Raw genomic sequence first — 14,547 nt, 5'->3', positions numbered from 1 at the left:
TTATATGAAGAATATGGTAAATATTAACCTCTAAAAAAAGAGAACAATTGTTCTAAAATAGTATTGAACAAAACACATGTTCGTGTTATTATTATTTCAAAAGTAAGAACAAGTGTTTGGAGGATGATATTCATGTTAAAATACAGTACATACCGAAGCATCTACGATAAAGCCCCAGTGGTTGAATCTTTAGGACATAATCCTATTACCCGTTATTCAGCTCAGATTAAAGAGATTACAGAGCTTTTGCTTGAAGGCTTGATGCGTTTTTTCCGTAGAGATTTTGTTATTAAACTGACATTGATCATCGTGCTCGTACTATCAGGACTTACAGTAGTAGGTAATGTATTTGCAGGATCTACTACTTTAATGAAGGATGAGAAGCGCGTAGTGGTTGAACGTGGAGATACACTTTGGAGTATTGCTCTTGAGAATAAACCTTCTGATATGAAGACGGCTGTATATATAGAAGGAATTAAAAAATTCAATGGCATTAAAGGTAGTCAGATTAATGCTGGGGATATTCTCACTTTACCTATATATTAATATTCTAAGAACATAATAAGAGGACATGAAGAGCTTGCAGGGAGTAAACCTTGACAAGCTCTTTTTCTCATGGCAGAGTTAGAATTAATTTATAAGGGGAGGGAAAGTTTTGAATATTGATGAGTTGGTCGCGCGTATTAACGAATTGGCACGCAAACAGAAGAGCGTAGGCCTTAATCAAGAGGAAACGGCGGAACGCGCCAAGCTTCGTGAAATTTATTTGGGGAATATTCGCAATAACTTCCGAGCACAATTGAATACGATTGAATTGGTCGATAATGATGAGCATGAACAAGGTAACAAGGGGCGTAAGCATTAACACCTTGTTCCTTTTCATAGATATTACTGGATGACTAGGGGGAACGCATATGGCCCGTTCTTGGGAAAGAATGGTTCAACGCAACACGCAGCAAATTAATAAGCAAAGAAAGAAACAGGGGAAGGAAACGATTTACGCATCTAAATCTAAATCTCCTGGTAAGAACAGTGAAACTTTTAAAGGCCGTAACATTGCATTTCCAGTAGTGTTATTAGTGCTTGGTACTATGTTTTGGATGGTTGGTTCAGTGGACCAGGCCAAAGGTAATGGTATGCTTATGAACTGGCTAGGCGTCGTTTTGTATTACTTACTAGCGGCACTTCTGTTCTTCCGACGTCCGTACTTGAAGGTAGAGAATGCTAGACTATCTACTATAAAATTCAACCGCGAACGATATCTGCCAGCTTCTGATATTGAGAAAATCATCCTTTCGCGTGGAGCTGTTGTAATTAAGCATAAAGGCAAACGCACGAAATGGATTTTTACGAGACTTATGAATCGTTATGATACCAATGCAATGGGGACTCGACTGGAAGCATTCGCAAAAGCTCACCAAATTGAAGTAGTTCACGAATAGAAATTAACCAGCCATGGGAGAGGGAGACCTGTAATGCCAATTTCCGCCGTACTATTTGACCTTGATGATACACTGCTCTGGGATGATCGGAGCGTTAATGAAGCATTTCGTTCTGCATGTGAAGCCGCTGGGGATACGATTGATCCACAAGAACTGGAACTTGCGGTGCGTAAAGAAGCCATTGGACTATATGAATCCTACGAAACGAACCCGTTTACAAAGATGATAGGGATTAATCCGTTTGAAGCACTTTGGGGGAACTTTACTGCAGGTGAACAGCCGGAATTCCGTCAATTGGAGCAGCTTGCACCGGGATATCGTAAAGAGGCATGGCGTCGTGGTCTTGCAGAACTTGGTGTAGAGGACGAAGCTCTTGCTGAGACATTAGCAGCCAAATTCGCAGCAGAGCGTAGAAATCGACCTTACATCTATGAAGAAACGATTCAGGTGCTTGAAGAACTGAAGGGGAAAGTGAAGCTATTGCTTCTGACTAATGGATGCCCTGCATTGCAACAAGAGAAACTAGATGGCGTACCTGAAATCGTTCCTTTCTTTGATCACATCGTGATTTCTGGAAGCTTCGGCAAAGGAAAGCCGGATAAGGAAATTTTTCTGCATGCCCTAGAACTTTTAGATATTGCACCTGAGCAAGGAGTTATGGTCGGAGATAAGCTTACAACGGATATTCGTGGTGGTCTGGCAACAGGTTTGACTACAGTTTGGATTAATAGAAAAGGCAAACTGCCAGATCCTGAAATTCAGCCGGATTATGAAATCAAACATCTTGGAGAGCTTCTTTCAATAGTCCAATCTTTATAAAATTGAGTAGAAGAAGCTTTCATTCATTTAAGCTTTAAGAAGGCAGTGAGTTCCTAGGTATCTAGGAGACTTGCTGTCTTTTTATATCTACATCATATTTAGCATGTTAGTTGAGAGTTTCTAGTATATGATTTAAGTCACAAGAGTTTAGCTGAATTGATGCGAAATACTGAAAAACCAATAATAATGTGTATAATAGATGGAGAATGTATAACATGAATTGGTAGATTCTTAGTAATCAATTCGACTGGGAGGAATCTAAATGAAGATTTCAAGAACAATAGTTCCTTTATTATTAGGTGCAACACTTTTAGTATTGGGAGGATGTTCATCAGACCAAACTAAACATTCTGGCGTACATAATATGAACATGAACATGGACATGTCTATGGAACCTATCAAGGTGGAGTTAAATTGGAATCCTGATGAGGTTGTTGTAAATCAGAAGGTGACCTTTGAAGCAGTGGTGACGCAAGACAACTTGGCAGTAGATGATGCGAAAGAGGTTCTGTTCGAAATTGTGAGTAAAGATGATAGTGAACAGAAAATTGAATTTAAAGGGAAGCTAGTCAGTGATGGAATCTATCAAGCAGAGGGAACACTTGCGAAAGAAGGACAATACATTGTTACATCACACGTAACTGCTAGAACTCAGCATTCTATGCCTAATAAAGAACTCTCTGTGAAACCATAAATAAAAGAATAGCAATTCCTATGATTACAGATAATGCAGATTGGAAAGGAAGGCTTTTCGAAATTCCTTTATTCTGCTAAACTTACTCTAATGTTTTACTGGGGGGACTATACGTTGGCTAAATATACACTTGAGGAAAGCTTACAACAAAGAATATTAATTCTAGATGGTGCAATGGGCACAATGATCCAACAGGTGCCTCTGACAGGTGAGGATTTTGGTGGGGAAGAATTGGACGGCTGTAATGAAATGCTAGTATTAACTCGTCCAGAAGTCATTCAGACCATTCATGAACAGTATCTTGAAGCAGGTGCTGATCTCATTGAAACGAATACATTTGGTGCAACGTCTGTTGTACTTGCTGAATATGATATTCCGCAGCGGGCTCGTGAAATTAATCTGGTTGCAGCAAAGCTAGCCCGTAATGCCGTTGATAAATATGATACACCAGATCGTCCCCGCTATGTTGTAGGTGCAATGGGTCCTACAACAAAGACACTCTCGGTTACGGGAGGTGTCACTTTCCAAGAGCTCGTTGATAGCTACGAGGAACAGGCAGTGGCATTGATTGATGGTCAAGTAGATGCGTTATTGCTAGAGACCTCTCAGGATACTCTGAACGTGAAGGCAGGAAGTATAGGTATTCGAAATGCATTTGAGAAGACGGGTATCAAATTGCCAGTAATGATTTCGGGAACAATAGAGCCGATGGGTACCACACTTGCCGGTCAGAACATTGAAGCCTTCTATATTTCTTTAGAACATCTGAAGCCTATCTCTATAGGTTTGAACTGTGCGACGGGTCCAGAGTTCATGCGTGATCATATTCGTTCACTTTCTGCAATCTCTTCAGCAGCTGTAAGTTGTTATCCGAACGCTGGACTGCCAGATGAGAATGGGCATTATCATGAATCTCCTGATTCTCTTGCGCGTAAAATTGCTGCGTTTGCAGAAAAGGGATGGCTCAACATTGCCGGAGGTTGTTGCGGAACGACACCGGAACATATCCGTGCTATGTCGGAGGCACTTTCACAATTCCCTCCACGTCCGCTTGCAGGAAATCATCCACCGGCACTTTCTGGGATTGAACCTATTTATATTGAGAACGACAACCGTCCATACATGGTTGGTGAACGTACGAATGTATTAGGGTCGCGTAAGTTTAAACGTCTTATCGTCGAAGGTAAATATGAGGAAGCCTCAGAAATTGCCCGTGCACAGGTGAAGAGTGGTGCTCAAGTTATCGACGTCTGCGTACAAGATCCGGACCGTGATGAGATTGAAGATATTAAGCTGTTTCTAGAATTAGTTGTAAAAAAGGTTAAAGTTCCTTTGATGATCGATACTACCGATCCGAAGGTTATTGATCTGGCATTACAGTACTGTCAAGGTAAGGCGATAATTAACTCCATTAACCTTGAAGATGGTGAAGAAAAATTTGAGCTGGTCACTCCATTGATTCATAAGTATGGCGCAGCTATCGTAGTGGGTACAATTGATGAGACAGGACAAGCAATCAAGGCTACAGACAAACTGGAAGTTGCCAAACGCTCCTACGACTTACTAGTGAACAAATACGGATTAGCTGGAGAAGACCTTATTTTCGACACGCTTGTGTTCCCTGTAGGAACCGGGGATGAACAATATATAGGCTCTGCTAAAGAAACTATTGATGGGATTCGTCTAATCAAAGAAGCACTTCCAGGTGTTCATACGATCTTGGGGATCAGCAACGTTTCCTTTGGACTACCAGAAGCAGGACGTGAAGTGCTGAATTCAGTATTCCTCTATGAGTGCACTAAGGCTGGATTGGATTATGCGATCGTAAATACCGAGAAGGTAGAACGTTATGCGTCTATTCCTGCTGAAGACCGTCGTCTTGCGGAGGAATTAATTTATAATACGAATGACGACACACTTGCTGCTTTTGTAGCCGCCTTCCGAGGGAAAAAGGTTGAGAAAAAAGAGAAAATTTCTAACCTGTCACTAGAAGAACGTCTGGCTTCATATGTAGTTGAAGGCACCAAAGAAGGGCTTATTCCAGACCTTAATGAGGCGCTTACCAAATCAGGACCTTTGGAGATTATCAATGGCCCGCTAATGGCCGGGATGTCAGAGGTTGGACGGCTGTTTAATAATAATGAGTTGATTGTTGCTGAGGTGCTGCAAAGCGCTGAGGTGATGAAGGCTTCTGTTGGTCATTTAGAGCAGTTTATGAAGAAGGATGAGACATCGGTAAAAGGTAAGATCATGCTGGCAACTGTAAAAGGCGACGTGCATGATATAGGTAAGAACCTGGTGGAGATCATCTTATCCAATAATGGTTATCAGATCATTAATTTGGGTATAAAAGTACCACCTGAGACCATTATCGAAGCGTTTCGTCGTGAAAAAGCTGATGCGATCGGATTGTCTGGACTACTCGTAAAATCGGCACAGCAGATGGTGCTGACTGCGCAAGACCTACGCACGGCTGGGATTGATGTGCCTATTATGGTAGGTGGTGCTGCCTTGACTCGCAAGTTCACCAAAACACGTATCCGGCCGGAATATGATGGGCTGGTATTATATGCTAAGGATGCTATGGATGGACTCGATATTGCTAATCGGCTTATGAATCCTGTTGAACGGGAGAAAATTGCCGAGGAAATTCGAGTGGAAGCAGAATCCGCAGTGGCAGTTGCTCCTAAGCAAGAGCTTCCTACACTGACTAGAGCTGTACGCTCCAAAATTTCTCCAGATGCACCTGTATTTGTTCCACCCGATTTAGAGCGCCATGTCATTCGTAATTATCCATTGGGGCATATTATCCCTTATGTGAACATGCAAATGCTGCTCGGTCACCATCTGGGGATACGAGGTTCTGTAGAGGCGCAATTAGCTGCTGGTGATGAGCGGACTGTGGAGTTGAAAGGTACTGTCGATGATATTCTACATCAAGCGATGCTGGAAGGTACAATTACTCCTCATGCGATGTATCAATTCTTTCCGGCACAATCAAATGGTAACGATATTATCGTGTATAATCCACAGAATACAGCTGAGATTCTGCATACCTTTACTTTCCCGAGACAAGGTGTTGAGCCTTATCTCTGTCTAGCGGACTTTTTGAAGCCCTGTGACAGTGGAATGATGGACTATGTTGGATTCCTCGTGGTAACAGCGGGACACGGTGTTCGTGAGCTCTCTACAGCCCTTAAGGATAATGGAGATTATTTACGCTCACATGCGTTACAATCTGTAGCGCTGGAAGTAGCAGAAGGATTAGCGGAGCGTGTTCATCACATGATGCGTGATACATGGGGCTTCCCAGATCCTGCAGATATGACCATGAAACAAAGACATGGAGCAAGATATCAAGGGATTCGTGTATCCTTTGGTTATCCTGCATGCCCAGATCTGGAAGATCAGGGACCTCTATTTAAGCTATTATCCCCGGAGGATATCGGTGTTCACCTCACAGAAGGCTTTATGATGGAGCCTGAGGCTTCCGTTTCGGCGATGGTATTCGCTCATCCAGAAGCGCAGTATTTTAATGTAGAGAAGCTGTAATTCTTTCATTTATACACCCGGTCTGTAGGGGGATTGTATCCCTTTCAGCGGAACCTCCCGTAACTGGGGGGTTTTTTGCTGGAAGAAGGACGTTTAGAATAGATAAGAGATTGTTCAGCCATTAAGACGAAGGGAGGAAAAAGGGTGGAATTATATTTTTTAGGTACGAATGCAGGGGTACCAACTATACAACGCAATGTAACGTCGATTGCATTAAGACTTCTGGAAGAACGACGTAGCATTTGGATGTTCGATTGCGGGGAAGGGACTCAGCATCAGGTTCTTCGCTCACCGATTCGCCTAGGGAAGCTGGAAAAGCTATTTATTACACATTTACACGGAGATCATCTATTTGGTCTTCCAGGTTTATTATCTAGTCGTGGTTATCAGGGAGGGACTTCTCCTTTAACGGTTTATGGTCCACCTGGATTGAAGGCATACTTAGATATATCCTTAGCTGTGAGCCAATCCCGAATTCCATACAAGATTGAGATTGTCGAGCATACAGGAGGAACGGTATTTGAGGATGATGGTTTTAAAGTGGAGGCAGCATTATTAGAGCATCGTATTGATAGCTATGGTTACCGGGTAACGGAAAAGGATAGTCCCGGGAGCCTCAATACGGAATTACTAAAGAGTTATGGCTTAAAGCCTGGACCGTTATATGGAAAATTAAAAAAAGGTGAAGATGTTATAACGGATGACGGTGTTCGTATCTGCGCTGCTGATGTTGTTAGAGAACCTAAAAGAGGGCGTATTATTACGATCTTGGGAGACACAAGACCTTGTTCAGGAGCTTTAGAACTCTCACTTCATGCAGACCTTATCGTTCATGAAGCAACCTTTGCTCATGATCTGGCAGAAATGGCGTATCAATACCATCACAGTACAGCACGTCAAGCTGCAGAGCTAGCAAAGGAAGCCAATGCAGGCCAACTATTGTTGACTCATTTCAGCTCTCGTTACAGTTCGTCTGAAGAGTTGATTCCCTTGCTGGAAGAAGCTGTGCTCATTTTTCCAGAGACATTGTTAGCGGAGGAATTCGGCACATATCCAATTTATCGAAGACAAAACGGACAATTGGGGAAATGATTATTTTCCGGGAAAGCGCAGGAAATGACAGTGCTATGCTAAAAATTGCTGAATGAGTCTCTCGTTCGATTTCATTCGACGTAGTGTGTTAGATTTAAAGTAATTACAGCGTGAAAGAGGTACGAATGGCTGGAAATCTTGCCGAAAATAAATGGACAATACCACCAAACAAAAAGTATTATTAATCATTCTAAATCCAAGCTGGGCTTAGGTTGAATGTTTATTAATACCATTATTAATTTATTACATTAATTAATTTTTTATGGAAATAGAGGGATTTATAATGGAACAGATCAAAGGATTATTGATTGACTTAGATGGTACGTTATACCATGGGCATAAAATGATTCCTGGTGCTGATTTACTGATTAAAGGTCTGCATGAAGCGGGCATTCCTTTTTTATTTGTTACCAACAATTCATCACGTACAGCGGCTAATGTGGCTGCACATTTATGTGGAATGGGAATCGATGCGAAGTCTGAGGAAGTATGTACCTCATCAATGGCGGCCGCACGTTACATAGCTGAGGAATCACCTGGGGCTGCAGTGGCGATACTTGGAGAAGAGGGTTTGCATGTGGCTTGTACCGAAGCTGGGCTCCGCATCGTCACAGACTCACCCGATTATGTACTGCAAGGCATCGATCGCTCCTTCAACTATACGTCGCTCTCGCAAGCTTCGCGCTGGATTCTGGGTGGAGCAAAGTTTGTACTCACTAACCCAGACTTAATGCTGCCATCAGATGATGGCATTATGCCAGGTGCAGGAACGATCGGAGCAGCCATCGAGGCTGCTAGTGGAGTGAGTCCGGTAGTGATTGGCAAACCGGAATCCCATTTAATCAAATTTGCGACAGATCTTCTTGGTATCGAGCCTGAACATGCAGTGGTTGTCGGTGATAATATGCGTACAGATATAGCAGCTGGAGTAAATGCGGGCTGTCGTACAGTTCTTGTATTTACCGGATTAACAAATGCAGAAAATCTTGACTACTATAAAAACCTTACCGGAATCTCACCGGATGAAATTTGTGCCGATTTAACTGAACTTAAAACGTTTCTCGGTGTATAATAGCTAGGATCTTATTACTTCACCAACCTAGAAGGGACGATGAGCTATGCCGGAATTGCCGGAAATGGAGAATTATAGAAAGCTGCTTAGTCAGCATATTATAAATGTGCCAATATCTGATGTAATCGTGAACAGAGAAAAATCAATTAATATGGAAACAGAAGCTTTTAGAAATGCATTGATCGGTGCGCGTGTTGTTTTTGTTGAGCGGCGTGCCAAGTATATTTTGTTTCATCTTCATGATGGAAGAAGACTACTTTTACATTTGATGCTTGGTGGAATACTTTTTTATGGCACGGAGGATGAACGGCCGGATCGTAACACACAAGTCGAAATCGCATTTGGAGATCATATCCTTTACTTCATTGGACTTCGCTTAGGATATCTACATTTGCTGTCGGTGAAGGAAAGCGAAGCCACAATGGGTAAGCTTGGACCTGAGCTGCTGGATCGTCGTATGACGCTGGAAAGATTCACTGTATTATTAAAAGGACGCAGAGGTGCGCTCAAAAGCCTGTTAGTAAATCAGCATGTGATGGCTGGAGTCGGGAATTGCTATGCTGATGAGATTGCCTTTGAAGCTAGGCTTTTACCTTCTACACAAGTCCAGAATTTAACATATGAATCTATAATTCGTCTTTATGAGAGCATCCAAAAAGTACTGACTGAGGCGACTGAAATTGGTGGGTACATGGAAATGCCGTTTATGACTGGGGATACGGTTACAGGTTCATATAATAATCAATGTAAAGTATATGATCGTGAAGGCGAGCCTTGTCTTCGTGATGGGGGAACGATCATCAAAACAGAGCAGTCTGGACGCAAAGTATTTTATTGCCCAAACTGTCAGCATGACGAATAGCCCCAAAATAGGGGCACATGTTAGCATTCGCGGCGGATATGGGAGAGCTGCCCGATTCGCTTGGGAGAGCGGTGCAACATGCTTTCAATATTTTCCTAAAAATCCGCGTAGTTTAAAACTTAAACAGGTAGATGTACGAGATACGAGGGATTGTGCTCTCTTTTGCCAAGAAAAAGGGATTGCTTCGATTGCTCACACACCCTATGGGATTAACATGGCGGCTGGTGTAGATGATGTTACTCCGCGAAAGGTTTATGTAGCCTCTCTCTTAAATGATCTAGAGATTGCAGAAGCTTGTGGTTCAATAGGCATCGTTGTTCATTTTGGACATTTTGGTGGTATGGAGCCGTTACAAGGCTATCAAAATATTATACAATGTATGAATGATGTGCTTCAGTCCTGGGATGGTCGTACTAAGCTGCTTATAGAGAATCAAGCGGGCAACCATGGAAATGAAGGGATTACACTTGAAGAACTCGTGAAAGTTCGAGAGCTTAGCCGATTTCCGGAGAAAATTGGATTTTGTTTGGACACCTGTCACGCTTACGCAGCTGGTATCTGGAACCCTGAGCGAACGGAAGACTTCCTTGAACGAGGAGAGCATCTTGGATTTTGGCCACATCTTTTTGCTGTTCATTTAAATGATTCTAAGTTTCCTTTCGACTCAAGACGCGACAGACATGCTGGAATCGGACAAGGACATATTGGAGAGCAGGGGCTGAAAAGCTTATTGTCCTCCGAGCTTTTACGAAGCTCAGCTGTTGTCATGGAAACGGAGAAGGGTGCGGATGGCAGTCACCGAAAAGAAATTGCCATTGTGCGTGGTTGGTTTGAAGCGGAGGCGTAATTGTGATTCATATCTATATGGATGATCTTCGAAAGGTACCTAAAGGGTTCGCTCTGGCTCGTTCGACGGAAGAATGTCTTCTAATGCTGCGTGAGTGCAAGGTGGATATTTTATCACTGGATTACGATATGGGGCCAGGTGATTATTCGGGCGGAGAAGTTGCCAGACGGATCGTACTGGAAGGGCTGTTCCCCCGAGAAATCTATTTGCACACTTCCAGTCTGTGGGGGCGAAAAGAAATGTATGAGATCTTATATACTGCTAAACCTGAGGGGATGCTTTTGGTAAATGGTCCCCTAAGTTCAGATAAGCTTCGCGATATCGCTGAGGAGACGAACTTGAAATGAAGGTAATGAATGAAGTGGAATTACTGGAGGCGCTCAAGAGTTCAGGAGAACCGCTTGTAGTATTCTTACATACTCCACTGTGCGGTACTTGTAAGGCTGCTGAACGGATGTTAAAGGTGGCGGCTCATCTATTGCCTGCTGAACTTCAAATGGTTGCAGGTAATGTGAACATGCTGCCGAATTTGGTACAACAATATCGTATTACGAGCGTTCCCGCACTACTTATAGCTTCTGCAGAACGGGAAGATGATCCGGAAGTTTATTATTCCATGGTTTCAGTTGAGCGAGTACTGGAATACATAAGGAGTGTTATATCATAATCATTTCATTACAACATTTATCTCTCCGCAGAGAAGAAAGTTTAATCTTGGACGATGTGTCGCTAAAAGTTAAAGAAGGTGAAAACTGGGTCATTTTGGGACGGAATGGCTCCGGTAAAACCACAATTTTAGAGATGATGACTGGTTATTTGTTTCCTAGCAAAGGGACGGTAGAAGTGCTGGGTTTTAAATATGGACAATGTGATATACGTGAGGTTCGTAAAGAAATTGGCTATATCGGGCCTTCCTTGATGGAAAAGATGTCATTAAATGATCCGGTGTGGGAGGTCGTAGCAACAGGTGCTTACGCTTATTTGCGTTTCTACGAGACGATCCCCTCCGAAGTAAAAGAGAAAGCAATCAGCATGCTGGAAGATATGAATCTAGGCAATATGGCATTTCATCCTTTTGGGACCTTGTCACAGGGGGAACGTAAAAAAGCTATGCTGGCAAGATGTCTTATGGCTGACCCTAAGCTATTAATTATGGATGAGCCATGTGCCGGCCTTGATCTATATGAAAGGGAAAAAATGCTGGCTGAAATAGACAAACTTAGACAGCGTAATGTTTCTGTAGTATACGTAACTCACCATGTGGAAGAAATTGTCCCGCTTTTCACGCATGTTGCATTAATCCGTGAGGGTAAGCTAGCTGGATCTGGACCGAAAGAAGAAGTATTAACGAAAGAAATGATCTTGGCCACCTATGATATTCCTGTTGATGTTGAATGGGATAGCGGTCGTCCCTGGATTAAAATTAGACCTGGAGGCAAAACGATTTGAACGATTTAAGACAAGATAACGAAGAGCAGAACATTGCTCCGGAAGAAGAAGTGTATTCCCGATATATTTGTACAGCTAATCACGGATTTGCGCCTTATGCGCAAGAAGAGCTTCGCCGTTTATTCGGTGCTGTGAAGAGTACCTTGTTACTACCAGGAGAAATCTTTCTGGCTACATTGCAATCTGAACCAGAGGAAGTAACGCGCCTACTCACACAGAATCTTCCCATTTTCCTGCGTCATATACAGCCTGTTCAGTTTCAGGATGAAGGAACCATGGAATCTCTACAGCGTTTGGCGGTGTATTTAAGTCGCCATACTGAGCTTGAGGGTGAGAAGGTATCCCTGAACGTTCGTAAAGGTGATCCTTCCTTCTGGCAGGACAGTCCAGGAGAACTTCGTGAATGGCTCCAAGAGCAATTGCAGAGCTTAGGCGCAGAATTTACTGTCCAAGATCCAGCCTGGGTTATTTCAGTCTACGCAGACGGGAATGCCTTATATGCAGGTGTGTCCAGACCAGAAGCTAATTTATCTAGCTGGAATGGCGGTGCCATCCGTTTCCGTAAGGAAGATGGACAAATCTCACGTGCCAAGTTCAAACTAATGGAAGCCGAGAAGGAGTTTGATATTCCTTTTTACAGTTTCCGAAATGCGTTAGATATTGGTGCTTCTCCAGGTGGGTGGACTTCTTTCTTACTGGAACGTGGAATGAAGGTTACCGCTGTTGATCCTGCGTTAATGCATGAGTCCCTTCGTAATTATCCGGGCTTGAAAATCCTTCGTAAAAACGCAGGAGAAGTAAAATTCCGGGACAATGAATTTGATCTGCTCGTGTGCGATATGAGCTGGAGTCCTAAGCTGATGGCGAAGCTTGTAACCGGGCTGCTACACAGCTTGTCACCGGGTGGAACAGCCATTGTGACCGTAAAGCTGATGCATAAGAAACCACTTGCGATGATCAAAGAAATTATTGCGATGTTTGAAGGGGAGCGCATGCAGATTCAGCGTGCAAAGCAGCTATTCCATAATCGTGATGAAATTACACTTTATATGATTAAGTACTAAATCAAACATATTCTAAATACTAAGGGAAAGCATCCCGTTATTAACGTGACCGTATATTACGGTAAAAACGTTAATGGCGGAAGCTTTCTCTTTTTTTTGCGAAAAGGGGGAGTTAGTTTGTATTTTGAAACGAAGCTTAAGATTGGACAGGTTATTGATGACAGATACAAAATTACGGACCTGATTGGTTCAGGTGGAATGAGTATTGTTTATCTTGCGGATGATTTGCGTCTAAAGGGTAAACGATGGGCTGTAAAAGAAAGCTTATGCTTAGATGAGCTACATTCTGACATCCAAGCGGAAGCCGATATGTTAATTACACTAGACCACCCACGATTGCCGCGTATTGTTGATTTCTATCTTCCAGATCGGGAAGGGTATTCCTATTTAATCATGGACTATATTGAAGGTGTGAGCTTGAGTCAGCTAATGAAGGATAATCCTGGACCTTTGCCAAGTGACTTCATCATTCAGGCGGCTAAACAGCTTTTAGAAGTCCTTCAATATCTGCATAGTCATCAACCACCGATTATCTATCGTGATCTAAAGCCTTCAAATATCATGTTGACACTGCAAAAAGAACTGATGTTAATTGACTTTGGGATCGCACGAAGCTACAAACACGGTATCTCTGAAGATACGGTTAAGCTTGGTACGGTTGGCTTCGCGGCACCTGAGCAATATGGAAGTGGGCAGAGTCAGCCGGTATCCGATTTATATGGACTAGGAGCATTAATTCTCTATATGGCAACTGGAGGGCAATGTAGTCAATGGGAGTTTGGAATGGAGAGTAGGCTTTATAACCATATGCCAGCTGGCATTATTCCAATCATAAGACGCTTATTACGACATCACGCTGAAGAGCGTTATCAGAATGCAGAAGCAGTTCTACAGGCGCTAATTCGTGTGGAATCCGAAATGGATAGTGGAAATGATTTTACTATTTCAGTCCCACATTCTCTAGAAAAGCGAAAAGCGATAGTCATTGCAATACTCGGAGTTGCTTCAGGTCTTGGAACAACACATACTTCATTCGCAGTGAGTAGCTTACTTGCACAGAAGGGGGTAACTGCATGGGTTGATTATTCTCCTGATTCATCGGTTTATGAACGCATTCGCAGCATGTTACATACACAGATTACAACTGTTGCATCCAAGGATGAGATATCTGCTTTTTCATGGAAAGGGGTGCATTACTGGAAACGTCCTATTCACGGAAAAATGGCTGATTTACTGAGAGGGGATTATCAATTTGTTGTGTTGGATCTTGGCGTTGGGGAATATGAAGGGGCGCTTGATGAGTTCAAATATAGCGATATGCCGATTCTAATTACTTCTGGTGCAGATTGGCGACTCGAAGATTTACTAGTGTGGCTTAGGCGTAAAAGGTTACAGCCTGAAACGAATTGGAGGATGGGGTTACCACTCGCAGAACGCTCAACTGTACAACTATTGCAAACCGCTATGGGTACAGATAAGATTTATGGACTACCTTTTCAGCAAGATCCATTCAAGCCTAAGGGGAAGCTGGTAGAAGTGATCAATGAAATGTTTGAGGGAGTTTTAGATGTAACCAGTAAGGGGAAAAGCCGTAGATTTTTTCAAAAGAAAGGCTGAATAAAGCGGTTTTCTACGCTTCCTCTTTTCACTCAAC

At 42.8% G+C, this 14,547-nt stretch carries 15 protein-coding genes; all 15 read left to right on the top strand.

Annotation, left to right across the window (positions count from 1 at the left end; genetic code table 11):
• The first annotated feature begins 132 nt into the window (after positions 1–132).
• Positions 133–546: a LysM peptidoglycan-binding domain-containing protein gene (locus ACWNM1_RS28885; protein ID WP_449603677.1), complete on the top strand. Its 414-nt coding sequence runs from the start codon at positions 133–135 to the stop codon at positions 544–546.
• Between the two features lie 109 nt (positions 547–655).
• The gene (locus ACWNM1_RS28880; protein WP_042188845.1) at positions 656–865 is read left to right on the top strand and encodes a DUF896 domain-containing protein; all 210 of its coding nucleotides are present in this window, start codon (positions 656–658) and stop codon (positions 863–865) included.
• 49 nt (positions 866–914) lie between these two features.
• Positions 915–1,442, top strand: a complete 528-nt coding sequence (locus ACWNM1_RS28875) for a hypothetical protein (RefSeq protein WP_149647306.1) — start codon at positions 915–917, stop codon at positions 1,440–1,442.
• A gap of 33 nt (positions 1,443–1,475) precedes the next feature.
• Positions 1,476–2,261 carry an HAD family hydrolase gene (locus ACWNM1_RS28870; protein ID WP_449603676.1) on the top strand — a complete coding sequence of 262 codons (786 nt, stop codon included), beginning with the start codon at positions 1,476–1,478 and terminating at the stop codon, positions 2,259–2,261.
• Positions 2,262–2,523: 262 nt separating this feature from the next.
• On the top strand, positions 2,524–2,955 hold the full coding sequence (locus ACWNM1_RS28865) for a FixH family protein (protein WP_449603675.1): 432 nt from the start codon (positions 2,524–2,526) through the stop codon (positions 2,953–2,955).
• Between the two features lie 174 nt (positions 2,956–3,129).
• Positions 3,130–6,507, top strand: coding sequence for a methionine synthase (gene metH / locus ACWNM1_RS28860; RefSeq protein ID WP_449603680.1), 3,378 nt, complete (start codon positions 3,130–3,132; stop codon positions 6,505–6,507).
• A gap of 144 nt (positions 6,508–6,651) precedes the next feature.
• Positions 6,652–7,599: a ribonuclease Z gene (gene rnz, locus ACWNM1_RS28855; protein WP_449603674.1), complete on the top strand. Its 948-nt coding sequence runs from the start codon at positions 6,652–6,654 to the stop codon at positions 7,597–7,599.
• Positions 7,600–7,882: 283 nt separating this feature from the next.
• Entirely contained in the window at positions 7,883–8,671 is a 789-nt protein-coding gene (locus tag ACWNM1_RS28850; RefSeq protein WP_449603673.1) for an HAD-IIA family hydrolase, read from the top strand.
• Between the two features lie 46 nt (positions 8,672–8,717).
• The gene (locus ACWNM1_RS28845) at positions 8,718–9,533 is read left to right on the top strand and encodes an Fpg/Nei family DNA glycosylase (protein ID WP_449603672.1); all 816 of its coding nucleotides are present in this window, start codon (positions 8,718–8,720) and stop codon (positions 9,531–9,533) included.
• Positions 9,523–10,380: a deoxyribonuclease IV gene (locus ACWNM1_RS28840; RefSeq protein WP_449603679.1), complete on the top strand. Its 858-nt coding sequence runs from the start codon at positions 9,523–9,525 to the stop codon at positions 10,378–10,380. The genes ACWNM1_RS28845 and ACWNM1_RS28840 overlap by 11 nt, the downstream gene beginning before the upstream one ends.
• Positions 10,381–10,382: 2 nt before the next feature.
• The gene (locus tag ACWNM1_RS28835; protein ID WP_449603671.1) at positions 10,383–10,727 is read left to right on the top strand and encodes a cyclic-phosphate processing receiver domain-containing protein; all 345 of its coding nucleotides are present in this window, start codon (positions 10,383–10,385) and stop codon (positions 10,725–10,727) included.
• On the top strand, positions 10,724–11,047 hold the full coding sequence (locus ACWNM1_RS28830) for a thioredoxin family protein (protein ID WP_449603670.1): 324 nt from the start codon (positions 10,724–10,726) through the stop codon (positions 11,045–11,047). Before ACWNM1_RS28835 ends, ACWNM1_RS28830 begins: the two co-directional genes overlap by 4 nt.
• Positions 11,047–11,829: an ABC transporter ATP-binding protein gene (locus tag ACWNM1_RS28825; RefSeq protein ID WP_449603678.1), complete on the top strand. Its 783-nt coding sequence runs from the start codon at positions 11,047–11,049 to the stop codon at positions 11,827–11,829. The genes ACWNM1_RS28830 and ACWNM1_RS28825 overlap by 1 nt, the downstream gene beginning before the upstream one ends.
• Positions 11,826–12,893 (top strand): SAM-dependent methyltransferase, encoded by a 1,068-nt coding sequence (locus ACWNM1_RS28820; protein WP_449603669.1) that lies wholly within the window; start codon positions 11,826–11,828, stop codon positions 12,891–12,893. The genes ACWNM1_RS28825 and ACWNM1_RS28820 overlap by 4 nt, the downstream gene beginning before the upstream one ends.
• A 117-nt stretch (positions 12,894–13,010) precedes the next feature.
• A complete protein-coding gene (locus ACWNM1_RS28815; protein ID WP_449603668.1) occupies positions 13,011–14,510 on the top strand; it encodes a serine/threonine protein kinase in 1,500 nt (499 codons plus the stop codon).
• Positions 14,511–14,547: the final 37 nt, after the last annotated feature.

The sequence above is a fragment of the Paenibacillus sp. Marseille-Q9583 genome, from assembly GCF_976954365.1.
Note: the sequence above shows the minus strand (reverse complement) of the source record. Positions and strands in the feature narration are given on the sequence as shown.